The 16,827-nt window shown below is 43.4% G+C and carries 16 protein-coding genes; 12 read left to right on the top strand and 4 right to left on the bottom strand.

Features of this window, described 5'->3' with window-relative positions:
- The first annotated feature begins 55 nt into the window (after window positions 1-55).
- Window positions 56-511 (top strand): cation-transporting P-type ATPase, encoded by a 456-nt coding sequence (locus tag V7K50_RS03105; RefSeq protein WP_334957123.1) that lies wholly within the window; start codon window positions 56-58, stop codon window positions 509-511.
- 20 nt (window positions 512-531) lie between these two features.
- On the opposite strand, the gene V7K50_RS03100 is transcribed toward V7K50_RS03105, so the two are convergent.
- Window positions 532-702 carry a hypothetical protein gene (locus tag V7K50_RS03100; protein ID WP_334957121.1) on the bottom strand — a complete coding sequence of 57 codons (171 nt, stop codon included), beginning with the start codon at window positions 700-702 and terminating at the stop codon, window positions 532-534.
- Window positions 703-1,066: 364 nt separating this feature from the next.
- On the opposite strand from V7K50_RS03100, the gene V7K50_RS03095 reads away from it, so the two are divergent.
- The 6 genes from V7K50_RS03095 to V7K50_RS03070 all read left to right on the top strand — a co-directional run bounded on the left by V7K50_RS03095 (window position 1,067) and on the right by V7K50_RS03070 (window position 5,995).
- On the top strand, window positions 1,067-1,453 hold the full coding sequence (locus V7K50_RS03095) for a hypothetical protein (RefSeq protein WP_334957119.1): 387 nt from the start codon (window positions 1,067-1,069) through the stop codon (window positions 1,451-1,453).
- A 3-nt stretch (window positions 1,454-1,456) separates the two neighbouring features.
- Complete coding sequence (locus tag V7K50_RS03090; RefSeq protein WP_334957117.1) at window positions 1,457-3,520, top strand: NACHT domain-containing protein; 2,064 nt, start codon at window positions 1,457-1,459, stop codon at window positions 3,518-3,520.
- Window positions 3,517-3,924, top strand: a complete 408-nt coding sequence (locus V7K50_RS03085) for a hypothetical protein (RefSeq protein WP_334957115.1) — start codon at window positions 3,517-3,519, stop codon at window positions 3,922-3,924. The genes V7K50_RS03090 and V7K50_RS03085 overlap by 4 nt, the downstream gene beginning before the upstream one ends.
- A 187-nt stretch (window positions 3,925-4,111) precedes the next feature.
- On the top strand, window positions 4,112-4,573 hold the full coding sequence (locus V7K50_RS03080) for a hypothetical protein (RefSeq protein WP_334957113.1): 462 nt from the start codon (window positions 4,112-4,114) through the stop codon (window positions 4,571-4,573).
- Window positions 4,574-4,666: 93 nt separating this feature from the next.
- Window positions 4,667-5,020, top strand: coding sequence for a DUF5335 family protein (locus tag V7K50_RS03075; RefSeq protein WP_334957111.1), 354 nt, complete (start codon window positions 4,667-4,669; stop codon window positions 5,018-5,020).
- Between the two features lie 237 nt (window positions 5,021-5,257).
- The gene (locus tag V7K50_RS03070; RefSeq protein WP_334957109.1) at window positions 5,258-5,995 is read left to right on the top strand and encodes an SDR family oxidoreductase; all 738 of its coding nucleotides are present in this window, start codon (window positions 5,258-5,260) and stop codon (window positions 5,993-5,995) included.
- Window positions 5,996-6,190: 195 nt separating this feature from the next.
- Here the strand turns inward: V7K50_RS03070 and V7K50_RS03065 are convergent, their stop codons facing one another.
- A complete protein-coding gene (locus tag V7K50_RS03065; RefSeq protein ID WP_334957107.1) occupies window positions 6,191-7,354 on the bottom strand; it encodes an aliphatic sulfonate ABC transporter substrate-binding protein in 1,164 nt (387 codons plus the stop codon).
- A 335-nt stretch (window positions 7,355-7,689) separates the two neighbouring features.
- Between V7K50_RS03065 and V7K50_RS03060 the strand changes: the two genes are divergently transcribed.
- Entirely contained in the window at window positions 7,690-8,358 is a 669-nt protein-coding gene (locus tag V7K50_RS03060; protein ID WP_334957104.1) for a cadmium resistance transporter, read from the top strand.
- 93 nt (window positions 8,359-8,451) lie between these two features.
- Here the strand turns inward: V7K50_RS03060 and V7K50_RS03050 are convergent, their stop codons facing one another.
- Entirely contained in the window at window positions 8,452-9,264 is an 813-nt protein-coding gene (locus V7K50_RS03050; RefSeq protein WP_442944540.1) for a TetR family transcriptional regulator, read from the bottom strand.
- Window positions 9,265-9,325: 61 nt separating this feature from the next.
- Between V7K50_RS03050 and V7K50_RS03045 the strand changes: the two genes are divergently transcribed.
- The 4 genes from V7K50_RS03045 to V7K50_RS03030 all read left to right on the top strand — a co-directional run bounded on the left by V7K50_RS03045 (window position 9,326) and on the right by V7K50_RS03030 (window position 13,067).
- On the top strand, window positions 9,326-10,339 hold the full coding sequence (locus V7K50_RS03045) for a Rieske 2Fe-2S domain-containing protein (RefSeq protein ID WP_334957288.1): 1,014 nt from the start codon (window positions 9,326-9,328) through the stop codon (window positions 10,337-10,339).
- A gap of 286 nt (window positions 10,340-10,625) precedes the next feature.
- A complete protein-coding gene (gene argC, locus V7K50_RS03040) occupies window positions 10,626-11,600 on the top strand; it encodes an N-acetyl-gamma-glutamyl-phosphate reductase (protein WP_334957102.1) in 975 nt (324 codons plus the stop codon).
- A gap of 262 nt (window positions 11,601-11,862) precedes the next feature.
- Window positions 11,863-12,432: a Uma2 family endonuclease gene (locus V7K50_RS03035; RefSeq protein WP_334957100.1), complete on the top strand. Its 570-nt coding sequence runs from the start codon at window positions 11,863-11,865 to the stop codon at window positions 12,430-12,432.
- A gap of 65 nt (window positions 12,433-12,497) precedes the next feature.
- Entirely contained in the window at window positions 12,498-13,067 is a 570-nt protein-coding gene (locus V7K50_RS03030) for a Uma2 family endonuclease (protein ID WP_334957098.1), read from the top strand.
- A 163-nt stretch (window positions 13,068-13,230) separates the two neighbouring features.
- Here V7K50_RS03030 and V7K50_RS03025 read toward each other — a convergent pair whose 3' ends face one another.
- On the bottom strand, window positions 13,231-16,719 hold the full coding sequence (locus tag V7K50_RS03025) for a beta strand repeat-containing protein (RefSeq protein ID WP_334957096.1): 3,489 nt from the start codon (window positions 16,717-16,719) through the stop codon (window positions 13,231-13,233).
- Between the last annotated feature and the right edge of the window lie 108 nt (window positions 16,720-16,827).

Below are 16,827 nucleotides of genomic sequence, written 5' to 3'. Positions count from 1 at the left end.
CTCAAGAAAGCAATCTAAAATCCAAAATTGATGTTTCATAAGGAAAAACAGGATTATGGTTTCTACTGTCGATCTCAATACTGTGGCTGGCTTATCTGAGCAAGAGGCACACGGCTTGCCGTCTGCGACAGCGATCGCTCGGCTCAAAGACGAAGGCTACAATGAACTCCCCTCGTCGCGATCGCGCAGTATTTTATCGTTCGCTTGGGAAACCGTTCAAGATCCGATCTTTCTCTTGCTGGTCGGTGGTGGTGTCATCTATTGGATTTTAGGCGACCGACAAGAAGCCTTGATTTTGCTAGGTTTCGTCTTCTTCATCACCGGAATTAGCCTTTACCAGGAAGGTAAGACTGAACACGCCCTAGAAGCCTTGCGCGATCTTTCCAGTCCTCGCGCCTTGGTGATTCGGGATGGGGAACGAAAAAGGATTGCGGGGCGAGAAGTTGTTCGGGGAGATATTTTAGTTTTATCTAATACATACTTAGTATTGACAAAAATGGTTTGGGGATGACAGTAGCTGATGCTGACTGTCTAATTTGCTACCGTCGCGTCATGGGTGACAATTGCGATCGCCGAAATAGCAAATGCAGTCGCAAAAGCCATTTCAGCGACTCCCAAAATAGCAAATGCAGTCGCAAAAGCCATTTCAGCGACTCCCAAAATAGCAAATGCGACACCTGCTTTGGGCGTAGCGATCGCCATTTCCATCCCTTTAATTCAAAGCCGCGTATCTTTGCGCCTCATGATGTAACATTGTTTTGTATTTGCATAAATTATTAATTATTTCCGATAACTATATAGGTATTACCGCAGTTTATTTAGACTAACGCAGAAAAAGCATATCCTTTGCCCCTTTGCCCACATCTAAACGATGCTTCTCTTACACTTTTACCTAATTCGGCATTGAGCCGAGATTCGCTAATAGGCATAACTAAAGCTTAAGTAAGGCTTTAAGTAAGCAGCAATCTGTTCTTGTTTGAAGTAGCCCAGTCAATGGTAAAAGTGTACTTGATCAGTTTCATTCCATTGCTTCTTGATAGAATCAAACAATTTAGGAGATGAGTTTATGGACCCTATTTCTCTTATTCTTGCAGCATTGGTAGCTGGCGCAAAAACGGCTGGTGGAGCTGTAGCTCAGGATGCCTACAACGGCTTGAAAGCTTTGATTAAGCATAAGTTTGAGAGCCAAGGTAAATCAGATTCAGCTACTATTCTGGATAAGTACGAACAGAAGCCCGAAAAAACGAAAGCTCTTTTAGAAGATGAATTAACTGAGGCTGGGGCTGATAAGGACGAAGAAATTATTAAACTGGCTCAAAAGTTAATGAAACAATTACATCCTCAAGAAGCAGCAGAGGGAAAGTTTAGTGTTCAAATTTCTGGGGGTACAGTTCAGGGTTTGACACAGCAAAATACTGGAACGATAACTCAGAACTACGGCAAAGATGCTTAGAAAATGACTGACGATAATTTTGTCAACATCTCTGGGGGTAATGTTCAGGGGTTTATCCAAGAAAATAATGGAACTGTTAATCAAAACTTCATTACCCAATATGCTGAGTTGTATAGTGGGCAAGCACCCGATGCAGAAAAACTGACTCAGGTGGAATACCGCCAGAGAAAAGTTTTACTCAGTAAAGTCAAACAATATTGGATTGAAGGGGTTTTAGAAAAGTCATTGCATATCAAAGCAATGATCGAACTCGGTCTGGAAAAGCGATCAGATGCAGTAGAGCGTCCGTTTAGTGGCTTCGAGGAACTACCAGAAGAGTCCAGACAAATTTTGCCTACAGGGACAGGCGCAACTGAGGTCTTCAATCAAATAGGAGAGGGACGAACGCTTTTGATTTTGGGAGATCCAGGAGCTGGAAAAACCATAACCCTCCTGAAACTGGGACAGAATTTAATTGCTCGTGCTGAAGAAAATGTGAGTCGCCTGATTCCAGTGGTGTTTAATTTATCTTCTTGGGGAAGTAAGCAACAAACGATTGCGGATTGGCTCGTACAAGAACTTTCTAGCAAATACCAAGTTCCCAAAGCACTTGGTAAAGATTGGGTTGAAAAGCAACAATTACTACTGTTGCTGGATGGTTTGGACGAGGTAAAGGCAGATCGGCGGGAAGCCTGCGTCAAAGCTATCAACCAATTTATGCAAGGGCATGGACAGACTGAAATGGTGGTCTGTAGTCGGATTGTAGACTATGAAGTTCTTTCCCGTCTGCAATTACGAGGTGCGATCAAAATTCTCTCTCTGACTCCTGAGCAAGTTAACCAATATTTGGACACTGCTGGTGAACAATTAGAAGCAGTCAAAACCCTACTAAACGAAGATACCGACCTGCAAAAGTTAGCGAAGTCTCCTTTAATGCTTAGTATCATGACTCTGGCTTATCAAGGCAAAAAGGTGGAAGAACTACCTCAAACGGGTTCAATAGAAGAACGCAGTGAACATCTGTTTGATGAATACATTAAGCGGATGTTTAGCCACGAAAAAATTGGCAAGCCCAAAGAATATAAATCTCCATATCAGAATCAGCAAACTAAATCGTGGCTTACTTGGCTGGCGCAACCGATGAAGCAAGAATCTGAATCTATCTTTTTAATTGAGAAAATGCAGCCGACTTGGTTATCTCCGACCGAAAAAAGATATTATCTCATCGGAAGTACTTTAACAGTTTGGATATTTATCGGTATAGCTTATCGCTTCTTAAGCGTGAAAGAAAACCCTAATATCTTTCTATCAATTGTTCTAATATTGTTTCCTTTATGTTTCAGAATTTATATTGCTTATTTCAGGGCATGGTTATTTGGTCCATTTCCATGGAGCAATGGGGAAATATTAACTTATGAAAGCATAGTCCTTTCATGGTCAAAAATAAGGGAACTTATTATTAGAATTCTTATACCAGGCTTTCCATTTATTAAAAGATATGTCAGACAGATTACTATAATTTATATATTAATTATCTTTGCTTCATTATTTAATAGGGATAAAAATTATATTGTATTAGCACTTTCCTCACCTTTATTATATTCATATTTCGTCAATATATTTCGTATTTTTGACTTACCAGGTATTGTAAACAGTGTGCTAAAAGGGGAAGAGATAAAAAAGAAAATGAAGCCAAATCAAGGTATTTGGATAACGGGCAAAAACGCTATTATTTTGGGAGGAATAAATATAATATTCTTCGGCTCCATAGGATCTATATTCTATATTGCAATTACATTCTGTGATCTTTTGTTGGGATCTCATCCTTTGTTGGATACAAAAAACTTCTTGTTAGGTATTTTTGTATTTGTACTTCCTTTTGGCGTAATTGGAAGCTTGAGAGGTGGTCTCTTAGACTGTATTCGTCACATACAACTACGTCTTTTTCTCACCATTAGGAATCATGCCCCTTGGAATTATGCTCGCTTCCTTGACTACGCAACTGAGCGCCTTTTTCTGCAAAAGGTTGGGGGGAGTTACATCTTCGTCCATCGGATGTTGCTAGAACATTTTACCCGCATGGAGTGAATTTGGGTAGAGTGCAATGGCTACGCCGATCAAAGGTACGCTGCTTTCGTAGCAACTGGCTTGAAAGTCAAGCGATCGCCAAAACAGCAATTGCTGTTTCAAAATCTATTTTGCCAACTCTCGAAATAGCAAATGCGATGCCTGCTCTGGGCATAGCGATCGCCATTTCCATCCCTTTAACTCAAAGCTGCGTATCTTTGCGCTTTCTCAACAATCAACGAGCAGCAATGAGAAATTATTTGTCAGAGCAATTATGTTTTGAAAATGGTTTAGATTGGAATGGCACCAAGAAAAGATACAGCCCTGCCGCCTCCAGTAGCTTGAGAAGAGGCAGAGCCTCTTTAAATACATTCCCAGTCTGGAGGCTGAGAACGAGACGACACAAGCCTTTGGGCTTTTCTTAGTGCCATTCGGTTTAGATTGTGTGTGAGTTGTATAACTTCTACTAAAACATTCAAAAGGTAGAGGTTAGATTGGGCAAATTTTGTAAATATAAAATGTGCGGCGACACAAACTCAAGCTGAGATTCAATCTTAACTTGACGATAATAGAGCCAAATTTCAGAAATTCAACATAACTAGAGCAATTATCATGAGTACTGAAATTGATAACTTCACCAAAAATCTTCATGACAATTTAGAAGCGGTTCAAGATCGGGTAAAATCGCTGAGAGAAAGTATTCAATCTGCTCCGAAAAAAACTCAGCTTGAGATTGAATCTCAAATTGATGAGGCGAAAACAAAGCTAGAAGCTAAGAAACAAGAATTCGATGAGTATCGGGCAAAGCTCAAAACTCAATTCGAGGAAAAAGAATCTGAGGTGAAGTCCCATGTCGAGGAATGGAAAACGGGTCGCAAAGCAAAGAAACTCGAACATCGGGCAGATAAAGCTGAAAACCATGCGGCTACCGCAACCTTCTTAGCGATCGCCACAATTCAAGAGGCTGAAAAAGCCACCTTAGAAGCGATCGCCGCCAGACTAGATGCTGAAGCTGCTGCGGTAACTACAAAGAAGTCAGACACGATTAACCTGCCAACATTAGACATCCGGTGAAAAAAAGAATTGTTTTGACATAGCAGTGCTACGTCTCTACAAGGTTTCTGGATAACGCATATTTAACTTCTGGAAATATTTAAAGGAATCATCATGGTAAGTAAAATTGACATCAACAAATCTGTGCCGCGTGAGCGATGGGGTGAATTTTTTGATCAGTTTTCAAGTGGTAATCGTGGACGGCATATTTCAATCGAAATCATCGATTCAGAACTCGGTGACGAAGAACTGATTCAGGACGCACCTTTAATGGCAATGGTTTACGATCGCCCTGGAAAGGGAGATGATTTGGTGATTGAAGTCGGTCAACATGAAGTAACCTACGCTCACACCATCGATTCACCAACTGAAGTTTTAACAGGACAGAACTCAAACGGTGTGATGATCGCGATTTGGATTAGTGATGCTGCTGGGAGAAAAACGTTGATCAAGCTACAAGCTAGTTGATATGCTTGAATAATGCTGGGTTCAACTTAAACAGCACCCAATGTTCTATAGGGACTTCCAAGAAATAAATTACTCAAATAAACGAACCACAGAGACACAGAGAGAAGTTGTGTGCGCGGGTTCCCCGCGTTGAGCAAACTTCGGGAGAACACAGAGAAATGAGGAGAAGAGAGTTTTTTGGGTATTTTTTTATTTGGAAGTTCCATAACCCACACACAATAACCCGCAAGAATCAATATGTCTCTTATTCAAAACAAAGTGGTAATCATCACCGGAGCCAGCAGTGGTTTAGGTGAGGCGACCGCAAAGCGACTTGCTGCTAGTGGAGCAAAATTGATGCTGGCCGCCCGCCGCGAAGATCGGCTCAAAGATTTGGTTGCAGCGATCGCTAAATCAGGAGGGACTGCAACCTATCGAGTGACAGATGTAGCAGATCGCGCCCAGATGGAAGCCTTAGCCAAGGAAACTTTGAGTGCTTATGGCCGGATCGATGTACTAATCAATAATGCTGGATTGATGCCGCTCTCTCCCCTCGACCAAGTAAAGGTGGAGGAGTGGGATAAGATGATCGATGTCAACATCAAGGGTGTTCTCTATGGAATTGCTGCCGTGTTGCCGATTATGCGTCAGCAAAAGTCTGGTCACATTATTAACCTATCGTCAGTAGCTGGACATAAGGTGTTTCCGGGGTCAGCAGTCTACTGTGCAACTAAGTACGCAGTGCGAGCGATCTCTGAAGGGCTGCGGCTAGAGTCAAACGGTGAAATCCGTTCGACTAATATCTCACCAGGAGCGGTTGCTACTGAGTTGACTACCACAATTAGCGATAAAGATACAGCAGCCAGAATGAATGAATTTTATGCGATCGCTATTGATGCAGATGCCATTGCCCGGGCGATCGCATACACCATTGAGCAACCTGATGATGTTGATGTGAATGAAATGATCATCCGTCCGACACGTCAAGAACTTTAGAGGATGTTTGAAAAGTCCTGTTGTTGGTAGCAAAAAGTTTTAGATCCCCCTAAATCCCCCTTAAAAAGGGGGACTTTGGTTCCGGTTCCCCCCTTAAAAAGGGGGGTTAGGGGGGATCAAGAGGTGCTGAAAATCACAGCTAACCACTTTTCAAACAACCTCTTAGATTTAGCTGACAAAATATCTAAGACACGATTAATAAGTCCAGTTTTGCTTAGTCTGCAAACTATAGGTTCCATCTTTCACGTTCACCCGCTCAGGAATCAGATTTAAATCTCTAAATATATTTGCTTGATGCTGTAGGGCGTTGAGCGATTGGTCGTCAATGGGGATAATGGCGCGTTCGCCACTATGTTTCTGTAAAGTTTCTACGATGGATGGATCGATTTCATGGTGTTTTGCCAATCGTTGAACAGCTTCTAATTCCTGTCTCTTAGCCCAAGTTCCAGCTTCATTCACCTCTTCTAAAATCACCTTCAGTAGGTCGGGATAGTCGCGTACCAGTTCTGGAATCGCGTAGTAATAGGTGGGAACTTCCACGGAGGTTTTTTCACCAAATATGCTCTCTAAGTCTGTAATCGATCGCCCTGGGTAAGCGCTTCGGGCAAGGGTAGCTGTGTAGGGAACCCAAATCACCCAAGCATCGATTTCACCCCGGCGAAATAGTGGTAGCGCTTCTGGTTGTGTCAGATAAACTGGCTCGATGTCGCTAAAATCGAGGCCGACTTTTGCTAGCGATCGCACAAGTATATAATGTGCGCTTGAGCCTTTGTCAAAAGCGATCTTTTTACCCTTCAAATCGCCAAGAGTCTGAATCGGCGAATCTTCCGGTACCAGAATCGCTTGACCTTTGGGAGCGGTATATTTTTCCTTAGCCACCCGCACAAATACATGATCCGCCGCTTGCGAGAAGATGCTGGCTGTGCCACCGCCACCACAGAAGTCAATCGTCCCGTTGCTGAGTGCTTCGATCAGAGAAGAGGCTGATAAAAAACTTGTCCAAGTGACACTCAGCCCATAAGGTCGCAAACGAGTTTCGAGCAAGCCTTGAGTACGGAGAACTTCTAGATTTGTCATCCCCTCTGGATATCCGATTTTGAGTTGCTTGAGCCGCCGCGCCTGTTGGGCTAAGGGCGTGTTGGTAGATCCGCTAGAACGGTTAGAAAACCAGCGATCCAAAACTATACAGAAAATTATCCCCCCCATAAAAAGTCCCACAGTTTCCAGTAACTGGGTTATTGAGTTTTTGGGTAGTTTAAACTGATTCATTAGAGAGGAGAGCTGATTGCCAGATTCAGAAGCCGCAACAGCATGACCGTCAAAAACTACAGTCCAGATCCAAATCGAGACAAGTCCCATGCAAAATCGAACTGCAAACCTATAGGTAGCCGATCTACGAGTGGCTGATCTGAACAACCGTAAGATGTTTTGACCTGTGTATCTAGATAGGAGGTCAATCAAACGGCTAATCATAATGACTCCTTTGATAAATATAGGTGATGGAGATTGCCCGATGAATTGGAGATGGAGGATAAAGTCAAAGCACCGCTTGATATCTACAAACTACCAGATTTGCTCTGAGTTACACCCAATATGCGATACTCACATTATCATATCGATATTGTGGTAATTCTCTAGAAAAGTTGAGCGATCGCTAGTTTCGGTCAAAGATGGGTGTTGAGTGAGGAATGGTGATGGATTGGTTAATTGCAACAATTAAGATCGGGCTAGCTGCGGCTGTGGCAACAACATTTGATGACAATATTTATCTGACTGCCTTTTTTAGTGAGGTTAATCGAACTTTTCGTCCTCAGCACGTTGTGGTTGGTGAGCTTCTAGGGTTTACGGCATTAGTGGCAGTAAGTTTCCTTGGTTTCTTACTCGGTCTAGCAATTCCTGAGACTTGGATTGGTCTACTAGGGATTCTGCCGATACTCATTGGCTTGAATAATTTGCTCAACCTGAATAAGGATGACTCAGCCGAAGATAAGTCAACCAATCTGAAAAGAAACTCTAAATTTCACGGATTTGATTCCAGAAAGCGATCGCTCTGGGACGTAATCCGCGATCCCCAGACTTATCGCGTCTCTGCGGTCACAATTTCCAACGGCGGTAACAATCTTGGGATCTATATCCCCCTGTTTGCCACTAGCTCAATCCAAAATCTCAGTGTGATCGTACCAGTTTGCTATTTCATTGTTTTTTGCTGGCTGTTTATGTCCTATCATCTGACTCGTCTACCTGGCATCGCTTTGGTACTCAGCCGTTATGCTAGCAAGATTTTTCCCTTCGTGTTGATGTGGTTGGGTTACAGAATTCTGATGGACAGCGAATCATATCGTCTTTTTCTACCAAAGTCTTGACCGCATCCAAAAAATTTATTAGGATTCGCAGAAAACCCCACGCTCTTAGCTTGGGGATGGATAGCGGTCTTGTTATACTGCGATCGCTTTTACTCACTTCCGATCAGCCAGAGATGTCTTCAACATAACTGATCGCTGGGAATTCTCTACGAACTGTTTGCCACATTCCTTACAGCGATAGCACTGTTTACCCCTTCGATACCCATTTTTGGATAACTCCTTCGATTGACAGTGGGGACATATCATTACTTTCATTACATAACTCAACTGAGTGTCACCCATATACGCCTCTAAATATGACACCATCAAGTCCTCAATCTGTTGAGTCAACAGTTTGCGGTACTCTTGATCTGGGCTGCGAAGTGCCGCCAGCATCACCGCATTGCTACTATGCACACACACTTCTGCTAGTAAACTGTAATGTTCCTCCCTCAGTGCGGGATTTCGCTGCTTTAGCATATTTGTCATGAAGTTGATCGCCTCTTGGGTCATGCTTTCATCGATCGACTGGAAAATCTCACGTGCCATAAAAAACTGCACAAACACCACCCGCGATACTGGCTGTTCAAATAGTTTTGCAACAGTCGTTACAAGCCCATGAATCATTTGCCGGAGTGGTAATTGGACAATTGTGGGGATGTCTACCTGTGCCCACATAGCCTTCACCCGCTCAACATGACGTAACTCCATCGCCTTAAAAATAGCAGCTTTGTCAGGGAAAAATTGATAGAGAGAGCCGATGGCTGTCTCTGCCCTGGCTGCAATCTGATGAGTTGTTGCTGCTTCATAGCCGATTTCATCAAATACAGCCGCCGCCGCATCTAGGATTTTTTCAACTCGTTCTTTACCTCGCTGCTGTTTGGGTTGGTGGCGCAAGCTACTTGACAAATGTGAATGTTCTGTCATATTTTGAAAATGCGACAAATCTTTCACAATTTTATCTTGAGGAGAAAATTCTATGCAATCTATGCTTCCTGGAGCGCCCTGGTTATTAGCGCACAAGTCTATGCTGGCAGTGAATCAACCCCGAAAAATTTCTTTGTATGGTGCTGACTATGTGATGTGGAAGGATACAGTTGGAGAGATCCATGCCTTACCCAACGCCTGCCCCCATCTGGGAGCAATGCTATCAGAAGGATGGTGCGAAGCCGAAAGCGATGGCACAAGTGCCATAGTTTGTCCGTTTCATGCCCTGAAGTTTGATGGTTCAGGCTGCACTGTGTTACCCGGCTCAAGTAAGAAAACATTACCCCAATTGAAACCCTTAGAGCTAACAATTCAAGGCGATTTTGTCTGGTCTTATGGGGAATATGAGCCAAAAATTTCCATTCCCACTGTGCTGAATGAAATTGCCAACACTTACTACTTTATCGGGCATACCGCAGATCGAAGTGTTGAGACAGATTTACTAAGCATGCTGCTGAATATGCACGACTACAATCATCAAAACGGCACTCACCGCGAATTATTTCGGATTACCGGGGTGGAATTTCATCAATTTATTGATGATGGGCATCACTCCCAGGCGTTTTATGATATGCCCACAGCCCCTTACAGTTTAGTAGAAAAACTCATAAAACCGGATTTGTTTCTGCTACCCAGCACGATTAAAGCGCATCTGGAAAATCATTTTCCATCCCTGGTGATTTTTCATGGAGAAATGCCGTTGGGTAAAGCGGCACAGTGTCACATTTTTGTGCCAGAAGCTGAGAATCGGACACGAACCTACATTTTGCTATTCGGTCAAGCCAAGCACCCTGCCTTTAAGGTTTTTGGTAACACTTATCTCAAGTTTGGCAAAGTCGTAGTCGATCAAGATGCAGATATTCTCAGAAAAATTTATCCAGATACACCTCAGAAAATTAAACTTAGCAATGAAGTGGGTATGGATTGGGTACGACGTAATTTTGAAAGCTTCCCTAATGTAGTTTCACCTAATTTTTCAAAGTTAATTTCGGACACACCTTCATTACCACGATAGCCGCTCGTTTTAGCTATAATCATTCCCTGTACACCTTTGCCAACCCTGCTTGGATTTTAACCGTTGCCGTTGAGTTTTGTGCTAATTCTGGGGGCGATGTGGTGTTCTACGTTACTGCCGCCAAAAATGTGAACCGAGTGGTTGAGAGCAGTGTAAAATTTTAGTCGTCAAGGCACAGCAGGTTGATTTATTATCAGCAATTCCACAAGCTTAATATAATAACTCGATCTACCACAGACTAAGTAAGTATTAATTAGTCAAAATACCACCCACATATAAAAAAACCATGACTACTAAACCGAAGATTTTCATTGATGGGGAATCGGGAACTACAGGCTTACAAATTTACTCACGCCTCAACCAACGGGATGACATCGAGTTAGTTAGCATTGATGCATCTAAACGCAGGGATGCAACTGAGCGAGCCAAACTAATCAATAGCGTCGATGTTGTGATTCTCTGCCTACCTGATGATGCAGCCCGCGAAGCTGTGAGCTTAGTCAGTAATACTAGGGTTAAGATCCTTGATGCTAGTACTGCCCATCGCACGGCAAAGGACTGGGTATATGGCTTCCCTGAACTAAATCCAGGACAGCGAGAGAAAATTGCCAGCGCCCAATTTGTCAGCAATCCGGGCTGTTATCCCACAGGATTCTTGGCTTGTATTCGTCCGTTGATTGCCAAGGGACTGCTGAAGAGTAATTTTCCCATCACGGTTAATGCAGTGTCAGGTTACTCTGGTGGTGGAAAGAATCTCATTCAACAATACCATAGCTTCCACGAGCAACAAGCTGGGGCAGAATCGCTGTACCCTTATGGCATCTATGGTTTACAGTTTGGGCATAAGCACGTTAAGGAAATGCATCATTACTCAGGGTTAGCATCGCCGCCGCTATTCGTACCAGCAGTAGGGGATTTTGAGCAGGGGATGTTAGTACAAGTGCCTTTGCCGCTAGGGATTTTAGATAATCCACCATCAGGAGAGGTTATTCATCAAGCGATCGCAAACTACTACCAAAGTGAAAAGTTTGTGCAGGTTGCTCCATACCAAGATTCTACTCTGCTGAGAGACGGAATATTTCTAGATGCGATTGCAATCAACGGCACGAATATTGTTCAGGTTTTCGTATTCGCCAATGACACTACCAAAGAAGTGTTACTAGTTGCTCGTCTTGACAACCTGGGCAAAGGTGCATCGGGAGCCGCCGTCCAAAACCTAAACATCATGCTCAGTTTTCCAGAAGAGTTGGGATTGTCTTGAAAGGCTCAGATTTAGGTAATGGGAAAGAAACTTAATAGACATCTGGTAGAAATTAAATGTGCCTTACCCAGAAACCTTGTATAGAGGTAGCATTGCTACCTCTATACATTCATTTTGACTCAATATCTCTATTTTATTTTCTTCTTAGGGCAATTGATGTAGACGCAAAGCGTCTTCCCGCAGGGTATTGCCCCTACAGCGTATAGTTTTGCGTAAGTCCTAATAGAATTGGTACAAGGACAAAACCTCACTCTTAAAGCTTATGAACGCCATCACTTTGAATATTCCCAATCTGGGTATCGAGGGGTTTTATGAACTTTGTCAAGCTAATCAAAATTTGCAGTTAGAACGTACTGCAACTGGAGAAATCATAATTATGCCCCCGACGTATCCGTGGACAGGTAAGAAAAATTTTAGCCTAATTGGTCAACTTGCCATTTGGATTGAAAAAACCGGACTTGGTATCGGTTTCGACTCCTCCAGTGGTTTTACATTCCCGAATGGTGCAGTTTACTCACCGGATGCTTCTTGGGTAAGTAATGAAAAATGGGAAGCTTTAACCCAAATTCAACAAGAAGAAGAATTTTCTCCTGTTGCACCTGATTTTGTGGTGGAATTGCGTTCTAGTAGTGATTCTCTGAAAAAACTCAGAGAAAAGATGCAAGAGTATATTAACAATGGCGTTCGTTTAGGTTGGTTGCTAGATCCGAAGAATAAAACAGTAGAAATTTTTCGTTTCGGGAAAGACGCAGAAATATTAGAATCTCCGACAACTGTATCAGGTGAAGATGTTTTACCTGGGTTTGAATTGAATTTAAATAAAATCTGGTAAAAAGCGCACTCTTCTACTTTTCGTTGATTTACTTAAATTAGGACAAAACCTCACTCTTAAAGCTTATGAACGCCATCACTTTAAATATTCCCAATCTGGGTATCGAGGGGTTTTATGAACTTTGCCAAGCTAATCAAAATTTGCAGTTAGAACGTACTGCAACTGGAGAAATCATAATTATGCCCCCGACGTATCCGTGGACAGGTAAGAAAAACTCTGGTTTGAATGCTCAACTGTGGAACTGGAACGATCGCACAAATTTAGGTATTGTATTTGATTCCTCCAGTGGTTTTACATTCCCTAATGGTGCGGTTTACTCACCCGATGCTTCTTGGGTAAGTAATGAAAAATGGGAGGCTTTAACTCAAATTCAACAAGAAGAAGAATTTTCTCCTCTCGCACCTGATTTTGTGGTGGAATTGCGCTCTAGTAGTGATTCTCTGAAAAAACTCAGAGAAAAGATGCAAGAGTATATTAACAATGGTGTTCGGTTAGGTTGGTTACTTGATCCGAAGAATAAAACAGGAGAAATTTTTTGTCTAGGGAAAGAGGTAGAAATATTAGAATCTCCGACAACTGTATCCGGTGAAGAGGTTTTACCTGGGTTTGAATTGAATTTAAATAAAGTATGGTAAAAAGCGCACTCTTCTACTTTTCATTAATTTGCGTTACCCAAAACCCTTGTAGAGACGCGAAATTGTACTGGGCTTCTCTGCGAGACGCTAAAAGCGAACGCCCCGCTTCGCTAACGCGTCTCTACATTTTTTTTCACTTGTTGTGTCTATTGTTGCAGACACTTTATTTAATTCTTGCCCGGAAGCGGATAAACCCGTAAGAATTAATTGGTGTACCTGGTGCAGTTGCATTTGGTACATTTCCCAAATTCACAACCACTACACCGTTAGTATTGCTGCCATCACATTTGATATCAGGGTACTTGGTCGTGGGGTCAATATCTGGGGATAAATATTCTGCTGTATCATCATCCTTGGCATTAGTTAGGGATTCAGTTACACCATTGTTTTGCCAAATGATACCGCGATCGCCACTTGGAAGACCAGTTGTATTTTTGGTGGGGAAACTATTAAATGCAGTCGGCATGAAAGTGGCATTATCAGGAATGCGATCGCAGATCAAAACATTATTTGCTGTTCCATTACCTGCGGAGAGGAAATAGACAGTATATTCGATTTCATCACTCGGCTTGACTTTACCGCCATTGATGCCACCGAGCATGAAACTATTCAAGGATGGCCATTTGTCTGTGTCCTTGGGCGGGTCTGTTGGTGTCGGTTGGGTGGGAATGGTGATGGTATTATCATCATAGGCATTAGTTGGAGAATCAATATAACCGACTAAAGAATCTCCCCCAAATGTGGTAGTGCCGCCATTAATCGCTGTAATCCGTTTCACCAAGAGAACATTCGGGTTAGTACAAACCTGAGTCGTGGTGGCTTGAACACCCAGAAAGAAACCAACTCGATCGGGGCCAGAATCGACGATGACTTCAATAGTGTTCACCCCAGCTTGCCAACCATTGGTGATGTTAACCGATTTCAATGTGCCATAATCAGCAGCTATGGGATTTGCCGCCGGAGTCGGCACGAGATTTTCCACCCCATTGACCTTAATGCTGACAAATTGATTATCAATCGCTACGCCAACGGGTAAGGAAATTGCGATCGTATTGGCATTACTGGGCAAAGTCAGCTGGGAGGTGAATTTCAGTCGCACATCATCAGAGGTGCCAGGGCCAGAGAAGCCACTATTACCTTCCCCATTAATTCCATCTAAATCAGCATCATTATGAACGCCATTGCTATTCACTGACAATCGGAAAGGATAGCTAATCCAGCGAGCATTGGCTGGCTCATTTATCCAAGCACCAGGGGCGAGGTTGCCAACTACCACCGCTGGCATTACCCCCACCGGGCGCGGCGGGGCATAAGGGGTTCCCGGTCCGCTAGCGGGGCCTGCAATCCACTCAGCAGTCCAGTTTAAGTCATTTGCTCCAGTTGCTACCTGTCCACCAGCAGCAGTAATCCCTGTATTTAATGCAGTTCTATAGTCTGGGTTACAGATTATCGGGGCGATGTCTGCTGCAATGCTGTAGGCTTGACGAATCCCAAAGTTTTCATTGGTAAGATTGCTTGTAGTCGTGGTCAGGGCAATATCGCCCAAAGTGGTAATTACAGGATCGATTGTGCCGTTGAGGTTTTCGCCTGTGTAATACCAGCCACTTGGTATACTAGGGGCTGTAGGTGCGGTTGCCCCAATTGCCACTGTGGAGTCATTAGATAGCCGCAGCGTGAGACTGGAATTTTGCGGGACATTAGTCAGAGTGTAGGTTCCATTCGCGGCGACAGTGGCTTTAGCGACTACTTTGCCAGCAGTATCAATAGCATAAATCGTCAGGTTTGCTGATCCGGCATTGGTTCCCGCATCGCTGCCGTTGATGGTTACATCTGCATCGGCATCGCTAAATACAGTCCCAGTCACGGTGACAAAAGAAGGAACACTAAAGGGCATAGTCACTGAGGCTGAAGTTGGATCTACTTGTCCAGCACTATCGACAGCCGCATAGGTAAAACTAACCGTGATGGCTCCATCGTTAGGGTCAAGCTTCAATAACGTTGGGTCATAGTTACTAATAACCTGCCCTGTTGTCACCGCTACGTTGTTGTAAGTCAGCGTCCCGTTGGTCGGTAGGGTGACAATTTTGAAGCTTTTGCCACTGCCTAATGCGCCATCTTCTGAGTCAGTGCCTGCGAGGGTAGCGACTTGCACTTTTGTTGTGCTACCGGGATTGGTTTGGGAAGATGCGGTGACATCGGTTGTATTCGGGGGTTGTTCGATGCCAAAATTTACCCCAGTTACATCGACAGCCGCTACTGTGATCGAGGTAGTCCCATTGACAGTACCATCGCCTGCTGCTGCTGTTCCTTCACCCGTATTGACCCAACCGGAGGGTATGCTAGCTGCTGGAGCAGTGGAACCCTGTACTCCAGCCGTTGTGCTGATGGAAACAGAATATGAACCTGCCCCGATCGCCAAAAATGAATAAGTACCATTGGCTGCAACGGCAGTACTGGCAACAACATTGCCATTGCCATCCACTAAATTTGCGAACAAACCACCGGCATTGCTGCCTGTCCCACCAATTGCATTATTGGTCAGTCCGTTAGCATCATCAAAAACTGTTCCTGACACAGTAACTGGTTTTGCAATAGACACACCACCAAAGAGAAATTTATCACCATTGTAGTTTCCTGCCGCAGACCAAGTACCTGCTGCATTATCACCTCTGAGGTAAACCTTAAAAGTAAGAGTCTTAATGTTAGTACCTGCAAACTTAACGCTACCGCAAGCTGCACCAGAACCGCAAGTTGCAGCCACGGTGGTAGCACTATTAAGTATTTTATTATTCGTAACATTAAGCTCGGTGGTGCCAGATAACTTGCTAGCAGTAATCCCTGGAGTGACTAATTCAAATTCAGCAGAATGTCCATGAGTACCGTTAGTCCCACCAAGTCCGACTATTTGGATTACTGGGTCGGAAAGAGGTCGGCTAAACGTTAGGGTTAAATCTCCATAATAGTATCTACCATTTGTAGCAAGGTTGGCTTGATCTAACGGCTCAGTCGTCGCAAACATTGAAAATGCATAGTTATCTGTTGTTGATATTCCAGTTCCAGCAGTACTACTGGGATTTGAGGTAAACATACTATTGGTAGGCGTGCCAATCACAGACATTTTGTCAAAGACTGGCTGTGCAACTGGAGTTTTACTTGCGGCGTTAATCGTAGCTCCAAAAGTCAAACCATTTGTATATGTTTGATTGGAAAAAGAACCTGTCACCGTAATTGCGGGCGTATAGGGTGCAAAAGTAGTGCCAGTAGTATTTTCCAGTAAAGTTGCTGTTAGCGGATTGGTTGTTGGGCCATTCGGAATCGGACTCATACTACCGGATGAAAATTCTAATTCCCCTGCGAATGTCTTAGTGGGAGCAAGCGTAGTCAGGAGTAAATAACTGAGTGCTGTACCCCCGGATAATAGTATGGGCATCCAGAGTTTATTCAACATTCCCCGGCTTTTGGAAATATTGCGAACAGTTATAGATCGTTTAGTTCGATCGATATTTTTTTGACCTGCAAATATTGTTGTGAGTATTCCCTGCAACACGAGTCGATGCCAAATTCTGTATGAGCCAAGTAACTGATTCGATTGACCTCGATCGCCTTTTCCTGGGATAGCGATCGCTTTTAAATTCTTAAATAAACATTTCATAATTTAGTTCCAATACTAGAAATCGCACTAAAGCGATCGCCCGGTTTTAGGTTTCCCAATTTATCCGAGAATCTACCATCTAAACTCACATTTACCGAATTTAAATAT

Source organism: Nostoc sp., from assembly GCF_036917135.1.
Taxonomy (GTDB): Bacteria; Cyanobacteriota; Cyanobacteriia; order Cyanobacteriales; family Nostocaceae; genus Nostoc.
This window is presented reverse-complemented; position numbering and strand designations above follow the sequence as displayed.

Bases quoted from the DNA above. Each gene is read 5' to 3' on its own strand.
- V7K50_RS03025 (WP_334957096.1), bottom strand. From the start codon at position 16,719: ATGAAATGTTTATTTAAGAATTTAAAAGCGATCGCTATCCCAGGAAAA.
- V7K50_RS03105 (WP_334957123.1), top strand. From the start codon at position 56: ATGGTTTCTACTGTCGATCTCAATACTGTGGCTGGCTTATCTGAGCAA.
- V7K50_RS03100 (WP_334957121.1), bottom strand. From the start codon at position 702: ATGGCGATCGCTACGCCCAAAGCAGGTGTCGCATTTGCTATTTTGGGA.
- V7K50_RS03050 (WP_442944540.1), bottom strand. From the start codon at position 9,264: ATGACAGAACATTCACATTTGTCAAGTAGCTTGCGCCACCAACCCAAA.
- V7K50_RS03090 (WP_334957117.1), top strand. From the start codon at position 1,457: ATGACTGACGATAATTTTGTCAACATCTCTGGGGGTAATGTTCAGGGG.
- V7K50_RS03045 (WP_334957288.1), top strand. From the start codon at position 9,326: ATGCTTCCTGGAGCGCCCTGGTTATTAGCGCACAAGTCTATGCTGGCA.
- V7K50_RS03030 (WP_334957098.1), top strand. From the start codon at position 12,498: ATGAACGCCATCACTTTAAATATTCCCAATCTGGGTATCGAGGGGTTT.
- V7K50_RS03035 (WP_334957100.1), top strand. From the start codon at position 11,863: ATGAACGCCATCACTTTGAATATTCCCAATCTGGGTATCGAGGGGTTT.
- V7K50_RS03095 (WP_334957119.1), top strand. From the start codon at position 1,067: ATGGACCCTATTTCTCTTATTCTTGCAGCATTGGTAGCTGGCGCAAAA.
- V7K50_RS03080 (WP_334957113.1), top strand. From the start codon at position 4,112: ATGAGTACTGAAATTGATAACTTCACCAAAAATCTTCATGACAATTTA.
- V7K50_RS03070 (WP_334957109.1), top strand. From the start codon at position 5,258: ATGTCTCTTATTCAAAACAAAGTGGTAATCATCACCGGAGCCAGCAGT.
- argC (WP_334957102.1), top strand. From the start codon at position 10,626: ATGACTACTAAACCGAAGATTTTCATTGATGGGGAATCGGGAACTACA.
- V7K50_RS03060 (WP_334957104.1), top strand. From the start codon at position 7,690: ATGGATTGGTTAATTGCAACAATTAAGATCGGGCTAGCTGCGGCTGTG.
- V7K50_RS03075 (WP_334957111.1), top strand. From the start codon at position 4,667: ATGGTAAGTAAAATTGACATCAACAAATCTGTGCCGCGTGAGCGATGG.
- V7K50_RS03065 (WP_334957107.1), bottom strand. From the start codon at position 7,354: ATGGGACTTGTCTCGATTTGGATCTGGACTGTAGTTTTTGACGGTCAT.